The 15,108-nt window shown below is 66.4% G+C and carries 13 protein-coding genes; 5 read left to right on the top strand and 8 right to left on the bottom strand.

The genetic code is table 11. The annotated features are described in order from the left end of the window. Nucleotides 1-31: 31 nt before the first annotated feature. Nucleotides 32-304, top strand: coding sequence for a DUF2277 domain-containing protein (locus AC1X6S_RS10640; RefSeq protein WP_483405715.1), 273 nt, complete (start codon nt 32-34; stop codon nt 302-304). 29 nt (nt 305-333) lie between these two features. Here the strand turns inward: AC1X6S_RS10640 and AC1X6S_RS10635 are convergent, their stop codons facing one another. The 4 genes from AC1X6S_RS10635 to AC1X6S_RS10620 form a co-directional block, all read right to left on the bottom strand. Next, a complete protein-coding gene (locus AC1X6S_RS10635) occupies nt 334-684 on the bottom strand; it encodes an SHOCT domain-containing protein (RefSeq protein ID WP_483405714.1) in 351 nt (116 codons plus the stop codon). A gap of 129 nt (nt 685-813) precedes the next feature. After that, nucleotides 814-1,482: a response regulator gene (locus tag AC1X6S_RS10630; RefSeq protein ID WP_483405713.1), complete on the bottom strand. Its 669-nt coding sequence runs from the start codon at nt 1,480-1,482 to the stop codon at nt 814-816. After that, nucleotides 1,479-2,675 (bottom strand): sensor histidine kinase, encoded by a 1,197-nt coding sequence (locus AC1X6S_RS10625; RefSeq protein WP_483405712.1) that lies wholly within the window; start codon nt 2,673-2,675, stop codon nt 1,479-1,481. The genes AC1X6S_RS10630 and AC1X6S_RS10625 overlap by 4 nt, the downstream gene beginning before the upstream one ends. Nucleotides 2,676-2,779: 104 nt before the next feature. Continuing rightward, a complete protein-coding gene (locus AC1X6S_RS10620; RefSeq protein WP_483405711.1) occupies nt 2,780-4,108 on the bottom strand; it encodes a M50 family metallopeptidase in 1,329 nt (442 codons plus the stop codon). Nucleotides 4,109-4,225: 117 nt separating this feature from the next. Here AC1X6S_RS10620 and AC1X6S_RS10615 point away from each other — a divergent pair, with 117 nt between their 5' ends. Then, nucleotides 4,226-5,755, top strand: a complete 1,530-nt coding sequence (locus AC1X6S_RS10615; RefSeq protein WP_483405710.1) for a Mur ligase family protein — start codon at nt 4,226-4,228, stop codon at nt 5,753-5,755. A 10-nt stretch (nt 5,756-5,765) separates the two neighbouring features. On the opposite strand, the gene dxr is transcribed toward AC1X6S_RS10615, so the two are convergent. Together dxr and AC1X6S_RS10605 are read right to left on the bottom strand one after the other, a co-directional pair. After that, nucleotides 5,766-6,851 carry a 1-deoxy-D-xylulose-5-phosphate reductoisomerase gene (dxr, locus tag AC1X6S_RS10610; protein WP_483405709.1) on the bottom strand — a complete coding sequence of 362 codons (1,086 nt, stop codon included), beginning with the start codon at nt 6,849-6,851 and terminating at the stop codon, nt 5,766-5,768. 40 nt (nt 6,852-6,891) lie between these two features. Further along, nucleotides 6,892-7,917, bottom strand: coding sequence for an FKBP-type peptidyl-prolyl cis-trans isomerase (locus AC1X6S_RS10605; protein ID WP_483405708.1), 1,026 nt, complete (start codon nt 7,915-7,917; stop codon nt 6,892-6,894). Nucleotides 7,918-8,049: 132 nt separating this feature from the next. Here AC1X6S_RS10605 and AC1X6S_RS10600 point away from each other — a divergent pair, with 132 nt between their 5' ends. Further along, nucleotides 8,050-8,760: a lysophospholipid acyltransferase family protein gene (locus tag AC1X6S_RS10600; RefSeq protein ID WP_483405900.1), complete on the top strand. Its 711-nt coding sequence runs from the start codon at nt 8,050-8,052 to the stop codon at nt 8,758-8,760. A 38-nt stretch (nt 8,761-8,798) separates the two neighbouring features. Here the strand turns inward: AC1X6S_RS10600 and AC1X6S_RS10595 are convergent, their stop codons facing one another. Beyond that, nucleotides 8,799-9,269 carry an OsmC family protein gene (locus AC1X6S_RS10595; RefSeq protein WP_483405707.1) on the bottom strand — a complete coding sequence of 157 codons (471 nt, stop codon included), beginning with the start codon at nt 9,267-9,269 and terminating at the stop codon, nt 8,799-8,801. Between the two features lie 37 nt (nt 9,270-9,306). Between AC1X6S_RS10595 and AC1X6S_RS10590 the strand changes: the two genes are divergently transcribed. Then, nucleotides 9,307-10,320, top strand: coding sequence for an asparaginase (locus tag AC1X6S_RS10590; protein ID WP_108390508.1), 1,014 nt, complete (start codon nt 9,307-9,309; stop codon nt 10,318-10,320). Between the two features lie 127 nt (nt 10,321-10,447). Next, nucleotides 10,448-11,566 (top strand): alanine dehydrogenase, encoded by a 1,119-nt coding sequence (gene ald, locus AC1X6S_RS10585; RefSeq protein ID WP_483405706.1) that lies wholly within the window; start codon nt 10,448-10,450, stop codon nt 11,564-11,566. 73 nt (nt 11,567-11,639) lie between these two features. Here ald and AC1X6S_RS10580 read toward each other — a convergent pair whose 3' ends face one another. Next, entirely contained in the window at nt 11,640-15,023 is a 3,384-nt protein-coding gene (locus AC1X6S_RS10580) for an FtsK/SpoIIIE domain-containing protein (protein ID WP_483405705.1), read from the bottom strand. Nucleotides 15,024-15,108 lie beyond the last annotated feature (85 nt).

Raw genomic sequence — 15,108 nt, 5'->3', positions numbered from 1 at the left:
GAGTCGCTGGGCCCGAACTACCCTCGGTGGCATGTGCAGGAACATTCATCAGCTCCATAACTTTGAGCCAGAAGCGACAGATGACGAGGTCCACGCCGCGGCCCTCCAGTACGTACGGAAAGTCAGCGGATCGACCCGGCCGTCACAGGCCAATGCCGAGGTCTTCGATCGGGCGGTCCGCGACATCGCTCACGCGACGCGGCACCTTCTCGAGGACCTCGTGACGAGCGCACCGCCGAAAGACAGAGAGGTCGAGGCGGCCAAGGCCAGGGAACGCTCGGCGAAGCGATACGCCACCGCCTGAGCTCCCCTGGTCTTCGCCGCGCCTGGCCCTTACATCTGGTTCTGCCGCGGATCGGGGTTGTTCGTCCGAATCACCTCGAGCCGTGCCCGATACTCGGTTTCGTCGATATCGCCGTTCGCAAACCTCTGCGCGAGGGTGGCCTCAGCGCTTCGGCCTGCCTGGTGCGCCATCGCCCACGGCGGTCCTGACCGCCGGAAGCGGCGCCCGAGGAAGGCGAACAGGAGCGCGAGAACGACGATCCAGAACAGCGGGATCAGGAGGAAAAGCCAACCCGGCCCTCCACCCCAGCCGCCCGGGTGCAGGTCGAGAATTGCGCCGGGGAGAGTTGTGCTTGCCAGTGCCGTTTGTGCCAGTGCCGTTTGTGCCAGTGCGGTGAGCATCAGTGTGTCCTTTGTCCGTGACGGTCCCGTCGGAACCTTCTGGTCTCACTCTCCCGAATCCCGCCCCACGGCAAATCTGCCTGGACAACGAATCGGCGGTACTCCGCACGGAGCACAGAGCCACCGGAGCTACACCGAGAAGCCGGGGGTCACCAGCCCGCTCTCGTACGCGAGCACCACCAGCTGCACCCGATCACGCGCCCCGAGCTTGGTGAGAATTCGCGACACGTGAGTCTTCGCCGTCAGTGGGCTGAGAAACAGTCGCGCCCCGATCTCATCGTTGCTCAGGCCTGCCGCAACGAGCACCATCACTTCCCGCTCCCTGGCCGTGAGTTCGGTGAGCCCCTCCACGGGCCGACTCGCCACGAGCCCGCTCGAGATACGTTCGAGCAGCCGCCGGGTCACACTCGGTGACAGCAGAGCATCACCGGCAGCGGCGACGCGCACCGAACGGATCAGTTCAACAGGCTCCGTGTCCTTCACGAGAAACCCGCTTGCTCCCGCCGCAATCGCCTGCGCCACATACTCGTCGAGCTCGAAGGTGGTCACGACGACAATGTGGGTCCCGCCGAGTTCGGGCATCGCGGTGATCTGCTCCGTTGCCCAGAGCCCGTCACCTCCGGGCATTCGGATATCCATGAGCACGACATCGGGACGTTCCGAACGAACGAGTTCAACAGCATCCGCCCCCGTCGCAGCCTCACCGACGACATCGATGTCGGCCTCGGCCTCGAGGAGCGCGCGAAAGCCCGCCCGGATGAGCTGCTGATCGTCGGCGAGCACCACCCTGATCGTCATTTCTGCTCCCTCGGTACTGTCACGGTGACCGCGAACCCGCCCTGTGGCGTGTTCCCCACGTCGAGAGTGCCACCGAGCAGGGCCGCACGCTCCGTCATCCCGAGCAGCCCGCTGCCGTTCGACGCGTCGCGTGCACTCTGCTGCATTCCGGCACCATCGTCAGCCACCCGCAATCGGATGCTGTCGCCCACGTCTTCGAGAACGACGCTCGCCTTCGACGCATGCGCGTGCCGAAGCACGTTGGTCAGGCTCTCCTGCGCGACCCGGTAGAGAGCGAGTTGCACGGTGGCAGATGGCAGCTCGGTCAGCGAATTTTCGAACGACACCTCGATGCCCTGCGCCCGGAACGAATCGATGAGCTGCGGCAACGCTGACAGGCCGGGTTCGGGTGTCAGGCTCACGGGGTCGAGGGAATCCGAGCGAAGGAACGCGAGGACGCTGCGGACCTCGTCCAGCGCCGTCTTGCTCGACGACTTGATGTTCGAGAGCGACTCGCGGGTCTTGTCGGGCTGGGTGTCCATGAGATGCAGTCCAACGCCCGCCTGCACGTAGATCTGCGAAAGCGAGTGGGCGAGAACATCGTGCAGTTCACGGGCGATTCGCATTCGTTCCGCCTGCTCCACCTCAGCCCGGTGTTGCATCGACTGTTGCCTGACCTGGCTCATATGCTCCCGCCGTGTTCGCGCGCCCTCGGCGAGCGCCACGAGCAACGCGAGTCCGGCCGTTGCAAACGCGATCCGCACCGGATTCCAGTCCATGCCGAGCAGGGAACCGCCGATCACCGCTGTGAGCCAACCGATGACCACCGACGTGTAGACCCACACCCTCGCACCGCGGAAAATCCCCGACACAATGGCGAACGCAACCGCGACCGTCGGCGGTCCGACGAAGGGAGCGAGAAGCAGGTCGGCAACGGCGACCGCGGTGACAGCGGCGACAACGGGTCCAGGGAACCGCCTGGCCCCGATCAGAAGGAGCGGACTCGCGATCGCGAGGGCGAATGCCAGCCACGCGTCACCCGCGCTGTACGGGCCGGTCCGCCAGAGAATTAACAGGGTTGGCGGCACCTGCACGAGAAACGAGACGATGGCCGGGAACCACAGCCGAACGGCGGGAGGCAGCCCACGAAACCCCGGGCCGGCCGGCCCAGCGTCACTCTGTGCGCCGCCCTGTCCCGTGCGCGCTGTGTCCATCCTCCGAGGGTATCGCCAGACACCGGGTCGGGCGTCGGCCTCGCGAAGCGCCGCCGACTACTCCCGAAGGAGTACGAAGAGCGCTGGGAGTACGTGAAGTACCGCTATCCGAACAGGTTCACCGGCTTGACGATGTCGGCGAAGATGAGCAGCGCGCTCATCCCGCCGAGGAAGATCACGACAATAAAGGTGAGCGGCATCAGCTTGGCCGCATCGACGGGGCCCGGATCCTTGCGCGAGAAGAGCTTCGCGAAGAACCGCCGGATCGACTCCCACAGCGCCGCAGCCACGTGACCACCGTCGAGCGGCAGCAGCGGAACGAGGTTGAACACGAACAGCGCGACGTTGAGCGATCCGAGCAGTCCGACCATCGTCTGCACCTTTGCCGACACGGGAACCTCCTCGAGGCTCACGATCTCGCCCGCGACGCGACCGACGCCGACAACGCTCATCGGACCGTTGGGGTCGCGTTCCCCCGGGCCGAACGCGGCATTGGCAATGCCGACGAGCCGCTCCGGCAGGTTGAGGATCATGTTCGCAACCTGTGCGACATTGTCGCCGACAGCGGGAAGCACGGCCGTAACGGGCTGCGGCACGAGTTCGGACTGCGAACCGATACCGACGAAACCGACCTCTTCCGTGACGGGCTCGCCAGCGGCATCCGTTCGGGCCTCACCGGTGTCGTCGAGAACGACACGCTCGGTGAGAAGCGGTGTCATCGTCACCGTACGGGTCTCGCCATCGCGTTCGAGGACAACCTCGAGGTCCGTGCCCGGTGAGGTGCGGATGATCTCCGTCGCTTCGTCCCAGGTGTCGACCTTCTCACCGGCAACCGAGATGATGGTGTCGCCAGGCTCCAGCCCCGCGGCCGCACCAGGCGCGAGTGGGTCGTCAGGGTCGCAGCTGGACTTCTCGCTCGACGCGGGCAGCACACACTCGCTGACCGTCGCGATGGTTGTTGACGACTGGGGTACGCCGAATCCGACGAGCACTATGGCGAACATCACGATCGCCAGGAGAAGGTTCATGGTCGGCCCGCCGAGCATGATGATGATCCGCTTGAACACCGGCAGCCGGTAGAAGGTCCGGTCGTCCTCACCGTCACCGACGGATTCCGCACTCGCGCTCCTGGCATCCTGCACGAGTGTCCTGAAGAACCCCCGGCTCGCCGAGTTCTCCTTGTCGTCCTTCGCCGGCGGATACATGCCGATCATCGAGATGTAGCCGCCGAGCGGAATCGCCTTGACGCCGTACTCGGTGTCGCCCTTCTTCCGCGACCAGATCGTCTTGCCAAAGCCGATCATGTACTGCGTGACCTTGACCCCGAACAGCTTCGCGGGAACCAGGTGACCGATTTCGTGCAGGCCGATCGACACGGCGATGCCGATCACCATGATGACGATGCCGAGGATATAGAGCAGGACGGTTTCCACGCCAGAACACTACATCCCCGCGCTGGACGGCCGCTGTCGGCGTGCTGTGAATGAGCGTCGATCCCGGTGGGGCTTTCGCCCCGGTGTCCGCACGGGGGCCTGTGAGAACATGGGGCTGTGCGTCCTCTCCACCCCACCCCCAGGCCCCTTGTCGATCTCGCCGAACACTTCACGCTCGCCCTGCACAGTGATGCACCGGACGTTCTGCTCACCGGCATCACCATGAACTCACGGGATGTCGAGCCCGGTGACCTCTATCTCGGGATCCCGGGGGCGCGATTCCATGGAGCAGCGTTCGCGAAGGATGCCGTGGCTCGCGGAGCCGTCGCAATCCTGACGGATGCCAGTGGCGCGGTTGACGCGACGGCCGCCGGCGTTCCGGTCCTACTGGTCACCCACTCGCCGCGGGACATCGCGGGCGAGGTGGCGGCGTGGCTCTACGGCACATCGACAGACCGACCGCTGACCCTCGGTGTCACCGGTACGAACGGGAAAACGTCGACGGCGCACTTCCTGGACGCGCTCCTCACCCAGCTCGGTCGAAAGACCGGCCTCAGTTCGACCGCCGAGCGACGGATCGGCGACGAGGTCGTCGTCAGCTCACTGACCACCCCTGAGGCGCCCGAACTTCACGCCCTGCTCGCGCGGATGCACGAGGTCGACGTTGACGCGGCGGTCCTCGAGGTGTCAGCCCACGCCCTCACGAGGCACCGGGTCGACGGTGTCGTTTTCGACGTATCGGCCTTCACCAACCTCAGCCACGACCACCTCGACGACTACGCCGACATGGACGAGTACTTCGAAGCGAAACTCGCCCTGTTCACCCCCGAACGGTCACGGAAAGCGGTTGTGAGCCTCGATACCCCGGCCGGTTTCGCTGTGGTGGAACGCGCCGGTGTCGATGTCGTGACGATCTCATCGACGCCGGGAGCGGTATCCGACTGGACCGTCACAATTGACGACGAGAAGCCGGACTCGACGGCGTTCACCGTGCACTCGGAGCGCGCTGGTTCGTTTTCGACGAGGGTGCCGGTGATCGGGCGGCACATGGCCGCCAACGGAGGGCTCGCAATCGCAATGCTCGTCGAGGCCGGGATTTCACCCGCCGAGATCCGTTCGGTGCTCGACCGGGACGGTGGCATCGTCGCGACCCTTCCCGGCCGCTCGGTGCTCGTGCCGGTCGTGGACGGTCCGACCGTCTACGTCGACGCCGGCCACAGCCCCGACGCCTTCGCCAAAACCCTCGAATCGGTGCGGTCACTCACGCGCGGCCGCGTCATCATGGTCGCTGGCGCCAACGGCGACCGAGACGCACTCAAGCGACCCGAGATGGGCCGGGAAGCGGCCCTGGGCAGCGACGTGCTCATCATCACCGATCACCAGCCGCGATCCGAGGATCCGGCAGAGATCCGCAGCGCCGTCCTTGCCGGTGCACGCGAGGCAAAGCCGGACGGCGACATCCGCGAGATCGCGGCCCCGGAACTCGCGATTCGTGCCGCGGTCGCCGAAGCAACCGCCGAAGACACCATCCTTTGGGCCGGGCTCCCCGAGAAGGAATACCGAGAAGTAGCCGGTGTCAAGATTCCGTTCTCGGTGCTGGACGAGACCCGGGCAGCCCTGACCGAGGCGGGCTGGGCCACCCTGTAACGGCCTGACGTCAGCCGAGTCCTGCGATCAGACGATCAGCCGTGGCTCGCGCCCACGACTCGGCCTCGGCGAGGGATTCGAGGGTGAGCTCCCCGTCCGGATTGTGCGCATCGACGACCCGCCTGACGGTGTCGACGATGTCGACGAAGCCGAGACCTCCCGCGTGGAACGCCGCGACCGCCTGCTCATTGGCTGCATTGAAAACTGCCGGGTAGGCCCCACCGGCACGACCGACGGTCTTCGCCAGTTCGACCGCGGGGAACGCGTCCGAGTCGAGCGGTTCGAAGCTCCACGTGGATGCCGTCGTCCAGTCGAGCGGGCGCCCTACCCCAGACACGCGGTGCGGCCAGTCAAGACCGAGTGAGATCGGCAGGCGCATGTTCGGCGGTGAGGCTTGCGCAATCGTCGAGCCGTCGATGTACTCGACCATCGAGTGCACGATCGACTGAGGGTGAACCACAACGTCGATGCGCTCGTACGGCACGTCGAAGAGCAGGTGCGCCTCGATCACCTCGAGGCCCTTGTTGACGAGGGTTGCCGAGTTCGTCGTGATGACGAGTCCCATGTCCCAGGTCGGGTGGGCGAGCGCCTCTGCCGGGGTGACGGTGGTGAGCGACTCGCGTGTTCTCCCCCGGAACGGACCACCGGATGCCGTCAGCACGAGACGACGGACCTCGGCGCTCGTTCCAGAACGCAGGGCCTGGGCGATGGCCGAGTGTTCAGAGTCGACGGGAACGATCTGCCCCGGCTTCGCGAGCCGCTTCACGAGGTCACCGCCGACGATGAGCGATTCCTTGTTGGCCAGGGCGAGGGTGCGGCCGGTCTCGAGAGCGGCGAGTGTCGGACCGAGTCCCACCGAACCGGTGATGCCGTTGAGAACGACGTCAGCATCGACCGACCGCACCAGCCGCTCGGCATCCGCGGCACCGAACGCAATGTCGTCGACCGAGAACTCCGCGGCCTGGGCGTGAACCTCGTCCCGCTTGCTGTTCGCACCGAGGCCGACCACCTCGAACCTCTCCGGGTTCGCCCGGATGACGTCGAGGGCCTGGACACCGATGGACCCAGTTGAGCCGAGAATTATGACGCGTCGCATCCCCACAGCCTAGCCAGCGGCATCCGTTCGCGTGCTGCCGCTACCTCGTTGTGGCGAGGATGTCGATGACGAAGACGAGGGTGTCTGTGCCTTCGATGTCCGCCTGGGAGTTACCGGCCTCGCCGTAGCCCTGGGCCGGGGGAATCGACACGAGCACCTGTGAGCCCACGGCCTGTCCGACGAGTCCAGCGGTGAATCCGGGGATGAGCCCGTCGGTCTTGAAGCTCGCGATCTGGGTGCCCCAGCTCTGGTCGAAGACCTCGCCGGTGCGCCAGTTGACGCCCTGGTAGTGCATGGTTACTGTGTCGCCGGCCTGGACCGCTTCACCGTCTCCGAGCTTGAGGTTCGCGATCTGGAGTTCGGGCGACGGATCGGTTTCCGGAATGCTGACCGTCGGCTGGCCGTCCTTCGCGAGCTTCACGGTCGGCATGCCTTCGACCGGCGTCTGCTCGGCGCCCGTGGCCTTCTCCGGCGTGATGCTCAGGACGTCGGCGACGAGGAGGAGCGAATCGGTCGCTGCAACGCTGCCATCGGACGCACCGACGTCACCGAAGCCATCGTCCGGGCTGATCACCGCGGCGACTCGTGAGCCTGCCGGAACGCACTCGATGGTCCTGACGATGCCCGGAAGGATGCCTGACGCGTCGTCGATGACGATCTGCTGGGTCCCGAGGTTGTCGTAACGGGTCTGTGCGAGCGTCGCACCGCTCGTTCCGTTGTACAGCGTGAGCTCTACGGCGACGCGGTCAGACGGCGCTGTCTCCTCGCCGTCGCCCTTGATCAGCACGGTGCGCTCGGTCTTCTCGACGCTCAGCGGCTCGGCGAAGTCGACAGTGGGGGCCGCTCCGAAGTCTCCCGAGATGTCGACCGACGTCACGACGCTGCCTTCCTTCGTGTCGTGGCATTCTGCGGACGCTGTCGTCGCGTCCGGCTTGGCTTCACCGCCGCCGGAGCAGCCGGTCAGGACGAGAGCGGATGCCGCTGCTGCAGCAAGAAAGACGGGAGTACGCAAGGGAGAGGTCACTTTCTGAAACGGAAGGGTGAGCCCCAAGTCTGCCGTAGTCATTTCTGTATTTGCTGCGAACGCTCGTGACACGCGTGCCACGAGCCCCATGCGTCACTGAGAATATGTGAGCGGGTACGCTGCTTCCTTGTGTCAATTGATCAAGCCCCGCTTCAGGAACCCACGGCGCCCGGCATGGTCTACCTGCTCGGCCGGGCTGTTCTCATGCCCATTGTTCGACTCGTTTTTCGCCCGAAGATCATCGGCAGGAAGAACGTTCCGAAGACGGGCCGCGTGATTCTCGCGAGTAACCACCTGTCGTTCATCGACAGCATTGCGATCCCCGTCGTTGCCCCTCGGAGGGTGCAATTCCTGGCGAAGTCGTCGTACTTCGACGGAAAGGGTGCCCGCGGCTGGGCGTCCCGCACCTTCTTCACGTCGATCGGCGCTGTTGGCGTTCGGCGCGGTGCCGGCCAGGCGGCGCAGGAAGCGCTCGATGCCGGTAAACGCATACTCGAAACCGAGAGTGCTTTCGCCATTTACCCCGAGGGCACTCGCTCGCTCGACGGTCGCCTCTACAAGGGCAGGACCGGCGTGGCGTGGCTCGCGCTCTCGACGGGGGCACCCGTGGTCCCCGTCGGACTCATCGGCACCGCTGACCTGATGCCGGTCGGAAGCAAGTTCCCGCGACTCGGCAAGGTCACCGTCATCTTCGGTGAGCCCATTGACGTCACCGTGCACGGACCGGCCACGAGCGGCAAGGCGAGGCGGCAGGCCACCGACGAGATCATGGCGGCGATCCACACGCTCACGGCCCAGGAACTGGCACACGCATACAACGAGTCGCCGCCAGCGGACACCATCGAAAAGATCAAGCGGGCAGTACTCCGGCCTGAACGGCTCTGACACTCCCCCGCGGCACCCCGCCGGACGGAGAGTCGGTTTCAGGCGACGATGATCTCCGGCTCATGCAGCACAGGGAAATTCACGCTGCGCGCGATGAAACACAGCTCGTTCGCTTTCTTGTGCGCCCGCATCGCGGCATCCGCCATCGAAGAATCAGCGACGGTGACCCTGGGCCGCAGGAGCACCTCGGTGAACGCTCCCCCACCGGCACCGTCTTCGACCATGGTGCCCGTCGCTGAATCGGAGTAGTCGGTGACGACGACGCCCTCGGTCACGGCGACGTAGAGGTAAGAGAGCAGGTGGCACTGGGCGAGTGCGGCGAGGAGCAGTTCCTCGGGGTTCCACCTCGACAGGTCACCGCGGAACGGCTTGTCCGCCGAACCCTCGATCTGGTGCTTTCCAGCGGCTGAGACGGTGAGGTCGCGACTGTACTCCCGGTACCCGCTCGTGCCCGAACCGAGGTTGCCCTGCCACACGACATCGATGCCGTAGCTGTGTTCACGCGCCATGGCCTCAGTCTGTCATCATCCCGGCTAATCTTGACCGGTGACCAGTACAGCGAACCCCGTCGAGACTTTTCCGGTGACCAGCGCAGTGGAGCTCGCCGTCGTCGAACGAAGCGGCTTCGTCGAATCACGCCATTCAGGCTCCGCCATCGTCATCGACCAGCACGCCGACGTGCTTCGATCCCTCGGCGACCCGAGTGCCCCCGTATTCCTGCGGTCGACGATGAAGCCGTTCCAGGCGATCGCCGTGATGAACGCCGGTGTCGGCCTTCGCGGTGCGGCCGCCGTGCTCGCAACGGCGAGTCACTCAGGAACCCAGCGCCACGTCTCCGTCGTCCGCAGCATCCTGGCGCAGGCCGGACTCACCGAGACCGCACTCCAGTGCCCCGCAGACTGGCCCTCAGACAGCGCCGCTCGCGACGAGTTGCTGAAGGACAACGGCGACAAGTCACCGATCTACATGAACTGCTCGGGCAAGCACGCTGCCATGCTGCTCGCCTGCGTCACGAACAACTGGCCCATCGAGAGCTACCTCGACCCGGAACACCCGCTGCAGCACGCAATCCTCGATGTCGTCGAGCGGTTCACCGGCGAGCGCCCCGCAGCGTCCGGAATCGACGGTTGTGGTGCGCCGGTGCACGCCCTGTCGCTCGCCGGACTCGCGCGCGGCATCAGCCGGATCCGGACGTCAAGCCCGACGTCACCGTTCGCGATCTACCGGAACGCCGGCATCCTGTGCCAGGCGGCGCTCGAAGACGGCTGGGCGATCGACGGCCCCGGCCGCCCGAACACCGTCGTGATCGACAGGCTCGGCGTGTTCGCGAAGCTCGGCGCTGAAGGCGTCATGGTGATGGCTGCGCCTGACGGCACAACGGTCGCCCTGAAAATGCTCGACGGAAGCCTTCGGGCCGCCACAATCGTCGGCCTCGAACTGCTCGCGGATGCCGGTGCCCTCAGCCGCGACGCCATCGAGGAGATCCGACCTGACCTCAACCTCGATGTCCTCGGCGGCACGGCTGTTGTCGGCGAAATCCGGGTGTCGGGCTCTCTCTAAACGCATGCTCCCTCGCTAGGCTGAGGCCGAGGCCAGATCCGGCCCGAACCGACAGTGACGTCGGACTCCAGCGCGACGTCCTGAGATGCCGGCCCCACCAGGGCCAGGCAGCGAATCGAGGAGCACCATGCGAGTTGCCGTCCCCCGCGAGATCAAGAACAACGAATTCCGGGTAGCCATTACCCCGGCCGGCGTCCACGATCTCATGCTCTCCGGCCACGAGGTCTTTATCGAGAGTGGAGCAGGCGCCGGGTCATCCATTCCGGATTCTGCCTTCGAACGCGTGGGGGCGACGATCCTTCCGGATGCCGCCTCGACGTGGGAGCGGGCGGAGTTGCTGCTCAAGGTGAAAGAGCCGATTGCGAGTGAGTACGGCTACTTTCGGCGGGATCTCGTGCTGTTCACCTACCTCCACCTCGCGGCAGAGCCCGCGCTGACCGAGGCGCTCCTCGCCTCGGGGATGACCGCCATCGCCTACGAGACGGTACAGCTGCCGAATCGCTCCCTCCCCCTGCTGGCACCGATGAGCGAGGTCGCCGGGCGCCTGTCGGCGATCGTCGGCGCCAACACGATGCTTAAACCCAACGGCGGGCCGGGACTCCTCGTTCCCGGCGTGCCCGGTACGTCGCCCGCCCGGGTCACGGTCCTCGGCGGCGGAGTCGCGGGCACGAACGCCGCCGCCGTCGCGGTCGGACTCGGGGCTGACGTCACGATTCTCGACACGAACATCGCGAGACTTCGTGAACTCGACGCCATCTATGCCGGACGGATCAAAACCATCGCCAGCAACGCGTTCGAGATCGAGCACTCGCTGCTCGGTGCTGACCTCGTCATCGGCTCGGTGCTGATCCCCGGCGCTCAAACTCCCAAGCTCGTGAGCAATGAACTGGTGTCGAGGATGAAGCCGGGCAGCGTCCTCGTCGATATTTCGGTCGACCAGGGCGGATGCTTCGAGGATTCGCACCCGACGACCCACGCCGATCCGACCTTCACCGTGCATGGCTCGGTGTTCTACTGCGTCGGCAACATGCCCGGTGCCGTACCGCACACGTCCACCTACGCCCTCACCAACGCCACGTTGCCGTACGCTCGCGCCCTGGCCAGCAGCGGCTGGCGGGACGCCTTTCGCACCGACCCCGCCCTCGCCCAGGGGCTCAATGTGCACGACGGCGTTGTCTACTTTGCACCGGTCGCTACCGCCCACGGACGCGAATACCACTCGGTCGAGACACTTCTGCAGGCGTAGTCGAGCGTTGGCCGGTCGTCGCGGCCCCGGGCAGGCGCGGTCTGAGTCCGGCTGACTTCACCGCAGGCTGGCTTCACCGCAGGCTGACCCGCTCCGCCTGGCCGCCGGGAGGGACGTGCCAGACATGGCCGGGCCAGACCAGGAGGGGCGGAAGCTCGCGTCGTTTGGTGAGTGCACGGTACTCGGCGACCGTGCAACCGTCGAGAATGAGTTCCGCGTCCTGGCGGAGCGCAGCGAACAGTGCCCACTGGGTCTGCCAGTCATCGCTGTCGCCAACGAGTACTACGGCTCCGGGAGTGCCGAGTCCGAGGTCCCCCACGGTGAGCCGCGTCGCCCCTCCGACCGCGGCCACGCGCAGGCCCCGCTCGCACGACGGATCGTTGAGTATCGATTCCACCCGGTGCTGGGGAGACCGGCAGACGAGCACCGTCAGCGGGTGCTGGCCCAGAACGTATTCGGGGGCGGTGCTGCTTCGCCCATGTCGGCCTGGCCCTGCCCGGCCAGATGAAGACCCGGTCCCGGTCCCAGGCGCGGACACCGGGCCGCTTGTTGTGTCGGCGACTGTTGCGTCGGCGACAGCGACCTGGATCGTGGCCCCACGCCACACCGCGTTTCCGTCCGGCCGATTGGCCACCCAGCTCGCACTGTCACCACCCGCCATGAGGTGTTCCTGCCGATTCGCCATTCGCAGCATGAGCACGGCACCGGCGAACCCGGACAGCACGCTGAGTGCTCCCGCCAGCCGCTTGAGCGTGAGCATCACCCACACCGACCGGCGGGGACCGTCGCGCAGCAACTCCACCAGGGCGTCACGGAGCCTGGTCGCATAATCGTCATCCAGTCGCGCGAGCGTGGAGTCGACATCATCGATCAGGAGGAGTGTCTTGTCGCCCGGTCGGAGAACCGCGACCCTTGACCTGAACACGGTGCCCGCTGTGGCCGCGGCGCCTGCGGTGCCTGCTGTGCCTGCGGTCGCCGGGGCGCGGAGGCTGGCCGCGAGCCCGATCACCGTGTCCCAGGTCTCTTCATCGTCAGAGCCGACCCGAACCAGCCGCCAGCCCGGGCGACGTGCGCCGGAACCGGTGGGGTCCCGGTTATTTGTGTCGCCGGTTGCCATCGCCTCAGCGGTTACCGTGTCGAGTACCGTCGTTTTCCCTGAGCGCGCCGCACCGACGACGAGAACACTCCCATCGGTTTCCGGCACCCAGAGCGCGGTGTCCTGCCGCTGAAGTCCCGGCAGATCTGCCAGCCCGAGACGGATCGCGCCCGGGATGGCGCCGCGGACGGCGCCGGGGATGCCGTTCGAGGTCGCGTTCGGTGGCTCGAGATCGTTCAGGGCAAGCCGGTCGGGAAGTGGGTCGAGCCACGGCCGACGCGGCGAGACGCCGGATTGTGTGTTCGCTGCAATGCTCTCGATTTCCGACTGTAAAACCGCGGCGACCTGCACCTGCCGGTCGCGGCCCCCTGTGGCCAGAATAAGCCGACCGGGCCTTGAAGCAGGCAGGTGCGCTGCAGCATCCGTGCCCACAACCGCGACGCTGTCGCTGCGGCTGTGCACGCGCAGTGACAGCCGGAGCCCGCAGTTGGCGAGGAGGGCGTCCCTGACCACTCCCGCCGGGCGCTGCGTACAGAGAATGAGGTGCATGCCGAGCGAACGCCCCCTCGCTCCGATGTCAACGAAAAGAGCGTGGAGATCGGGGAAGCCGTCGAGCATGGCGGCGAATTCGTCGACGACGATGACGAGTCGGGGGAAGGCGCCGCGCGCCTCGGCGATATCGCGACACCCGAGGTCGGCGAGCGTCCTTTCCCGATACACGATCTCTGCGCTGAGGCTGGCGAGCGCCCTGGCCGCGGCGACCTCGTCGAGGTCCGTGATGAGTCCAACCACGTGCGGCAGCGATCTCAATGGCGCGAACGCGCTGCCGCCCTTGAAGTCGACAAGCAGGAAAGTGACGAGCGCCGGCGAATGCCCGAGCGCCATACTTGCCACCCAGGTGGTCAGCAGTTCGCTCTTGCCGCTACCTGTTGTACCGCCGACTATCGCGTGTGGCCCCTCGGTCACGATGTCGACCACAACCGCTGTGCCACCGCCAGCACCAGCGCCACCACCAGCACTGGCACTGGCACTGGCACTGGCACTGGCACTGGCACTGGCACTGGCACTGATCCCGAGCACCGCCCGGAGGGATGACCCGTCTTTCGTGCTCACCGCCCCCTCATCACCGGCGCGCCGGTGAACGTCACCGAAGCCGACGCGTGCAGGAAGTTCGACTGCCGCTGTCGCAACACCGAGCCTGTCCGCGAGTGCAGCGAGTACCGTCGCAAACAACTCGCACTCGACCTCGGTCATGAGTTCGAGCGCAAGGACTATGGGGCTGGCGACTCCTGAGGACCTGTCGGAGTCGCCGTGGTGGAGAACCGCTGTCGCCAACCCCGTGAGTTCGAGTACCTCACCGCATTCCGGCGGGATCTCCTCGACCGTGCGAGTGAGCACGATCAGGATCGTCGCACGTTCGCCCGTGGCCGTGCCCGTGGCCGTGGCCGAACCGGACCATGCGTGTTCAGGCCAAGCGGAACCGGACCCGGCGCGATCGTGACTGCGCCCGCCTGCCAGCGATCTCGGATTTCTCTCCGGGAGGAGATCAGGCGACCCCGGCGCCGCGGTCAGATCCCTGACCACGACAGTCACCGGAGCGCCTCGCCCTGTCCCCGCGTGCGGCATAACGGACACCCAGTCCCATCCGGGGCCCTCCGTGAGGACCTCCGCGGTCTCAGGCCCCATCGCGTTGCACAGCTGGAGCAGAATGCCCCTGGCGAACCCCCTGGCGGGAAGCGTGGCGCCGACGACGCCGATGCCACGAGTCGCGTCGATATCGACCGGGACTCCCGATGCGAACCGCGCGCGATCGCGCAGCGCCCGACCCGCCGCTGAGTCCACCGCGCCATCAACCCGGAGGGTGCTCGGCAGAGTGCCGGTACCGACGACCACGCGAGTCCGTGCTGCGCCGCTGACGCGCCAGCGACCGAGTCGGACCGAGCGCGCGACGTCGGGCTCTCCGCTCTCGTGCGGCCGGCGAGATGGCGCTGCGGTGCTGCCCGTTCCGGTCGTACCGACGAGTGCCCGCGCTCCCGGCGCGTTCCGTCTCCTCACCTGTCGCTCCTCGTCGAGCCTCGAGTCGATGAGCTGCGAAATGCTGTCGAATTCGGCTGCATACGCGGCGCGGTCCTTCTTCAGCCGCCTGCCGGACGACCACCGCGAGTCAATCACGCTCGCGATCGCGATCACCGGACCAAGCGCGGCGAACATCAGGGCAAACGATGATCCGGTGACGAGCCAGATCAGAACCGAGACCGCGACCGGCGCCAGGGCCGCTAGGACGGGAAACGGCGACGGGGGCGAGCGCACGGGTTGCCGCGGGAGGGTGATCGGTTCATCGTTCGGCGCGCTGACGCTCATGAATCCACAACATCATGTCCGAACGCCAGGCCACACAGCGGGACGACACCGGTGGACGCAGCCTCCCGGCGATACCCGTGTGGAG

This window comes from Mycetocola sp. Y442, assembly GCF_056898615.1.
This window is presented reverse-complemented; position numbering and strand designations above follow the sequence as displayed.

What these genes read in the sequence shown, in the direction of transcription:
- AC1X6S_RS10625 (WP_483405712.1), bottom strand. Translation starts at nt 2,675, where the DNA reads ATGGACACAGCGCGCACGGGACAGGGCGGCGCACAGAGTGACGCTGGG.
- AC1X6S_RS10635 (WP_483405714.1), bottom strand. Translation starts at nt 684, where the DNA reads ATGCTCACCGCACTGGCACAAACGGCACTGGCACAAACGGCACTGGCA.
- AC1X6S_RS10630 (WP_483405713.1), bottom strand. Translation starts at nt 1,482, where the DNA reads ATGACGATCAGGGTGGTGCTCGCCGACGATCAGCAGCTCATCCGGGCG.
- AC1X6S_RS10580 (WP_483405705.1), bottom strand. Translation starts at nt 15,023, where the DNA reads ATGAGCGTCAGCGCGCCGAACGATGAACCGATCACCCTCCCGCGGCAA.
- AC1X6S_RS10605 (WP_483405708.1), bottom strand. Translation starts at nt 7,917, where the DNA reads ATGACTACGGCAGACTTGGGGCTCACCCTTCCGTTTCAGAAAGTGACC.
- ald (WP_483405706.1), top strand. Translation starts at nt 10,448, where the DNA reads ATGCGAGTTGCCGTCCCCCGCGAGATCAAGAACAACGAATTCCGGGTA.
- AC1X6S_RS10595 (WP_483405707.1), bottom strand. Translation starts at nt 9,269, where the DNA reads ATGGCGCGTGAACACAGCTACGGCATCGATGTCGTGTGGCAGGGCAAC.
- AC1X6S_RS10600 (WP_483405900.1), top strand. Translation starts at nt 8,050, where the DNA reads ATGGTCTACCTGCTCGGCCGGGCTGTTCTCATGCCCATTGTTCGACTC.
- dxr (WP_483405709.1), bottom strand. Translation starts at nt 6,851, where the DNA reads ATGCGACGCGTCATAATTCTCGGCTCAACTGGGTCCATCGGTGTCCAG.
- AC1X6S_RS10640 (WP_483405715.1), top strand. Translation starts at nt 32, where the DNA reads ATGTGCAGGAACATTCATCAGCTCCATAACTTTGAGCCAGAAGCGACA.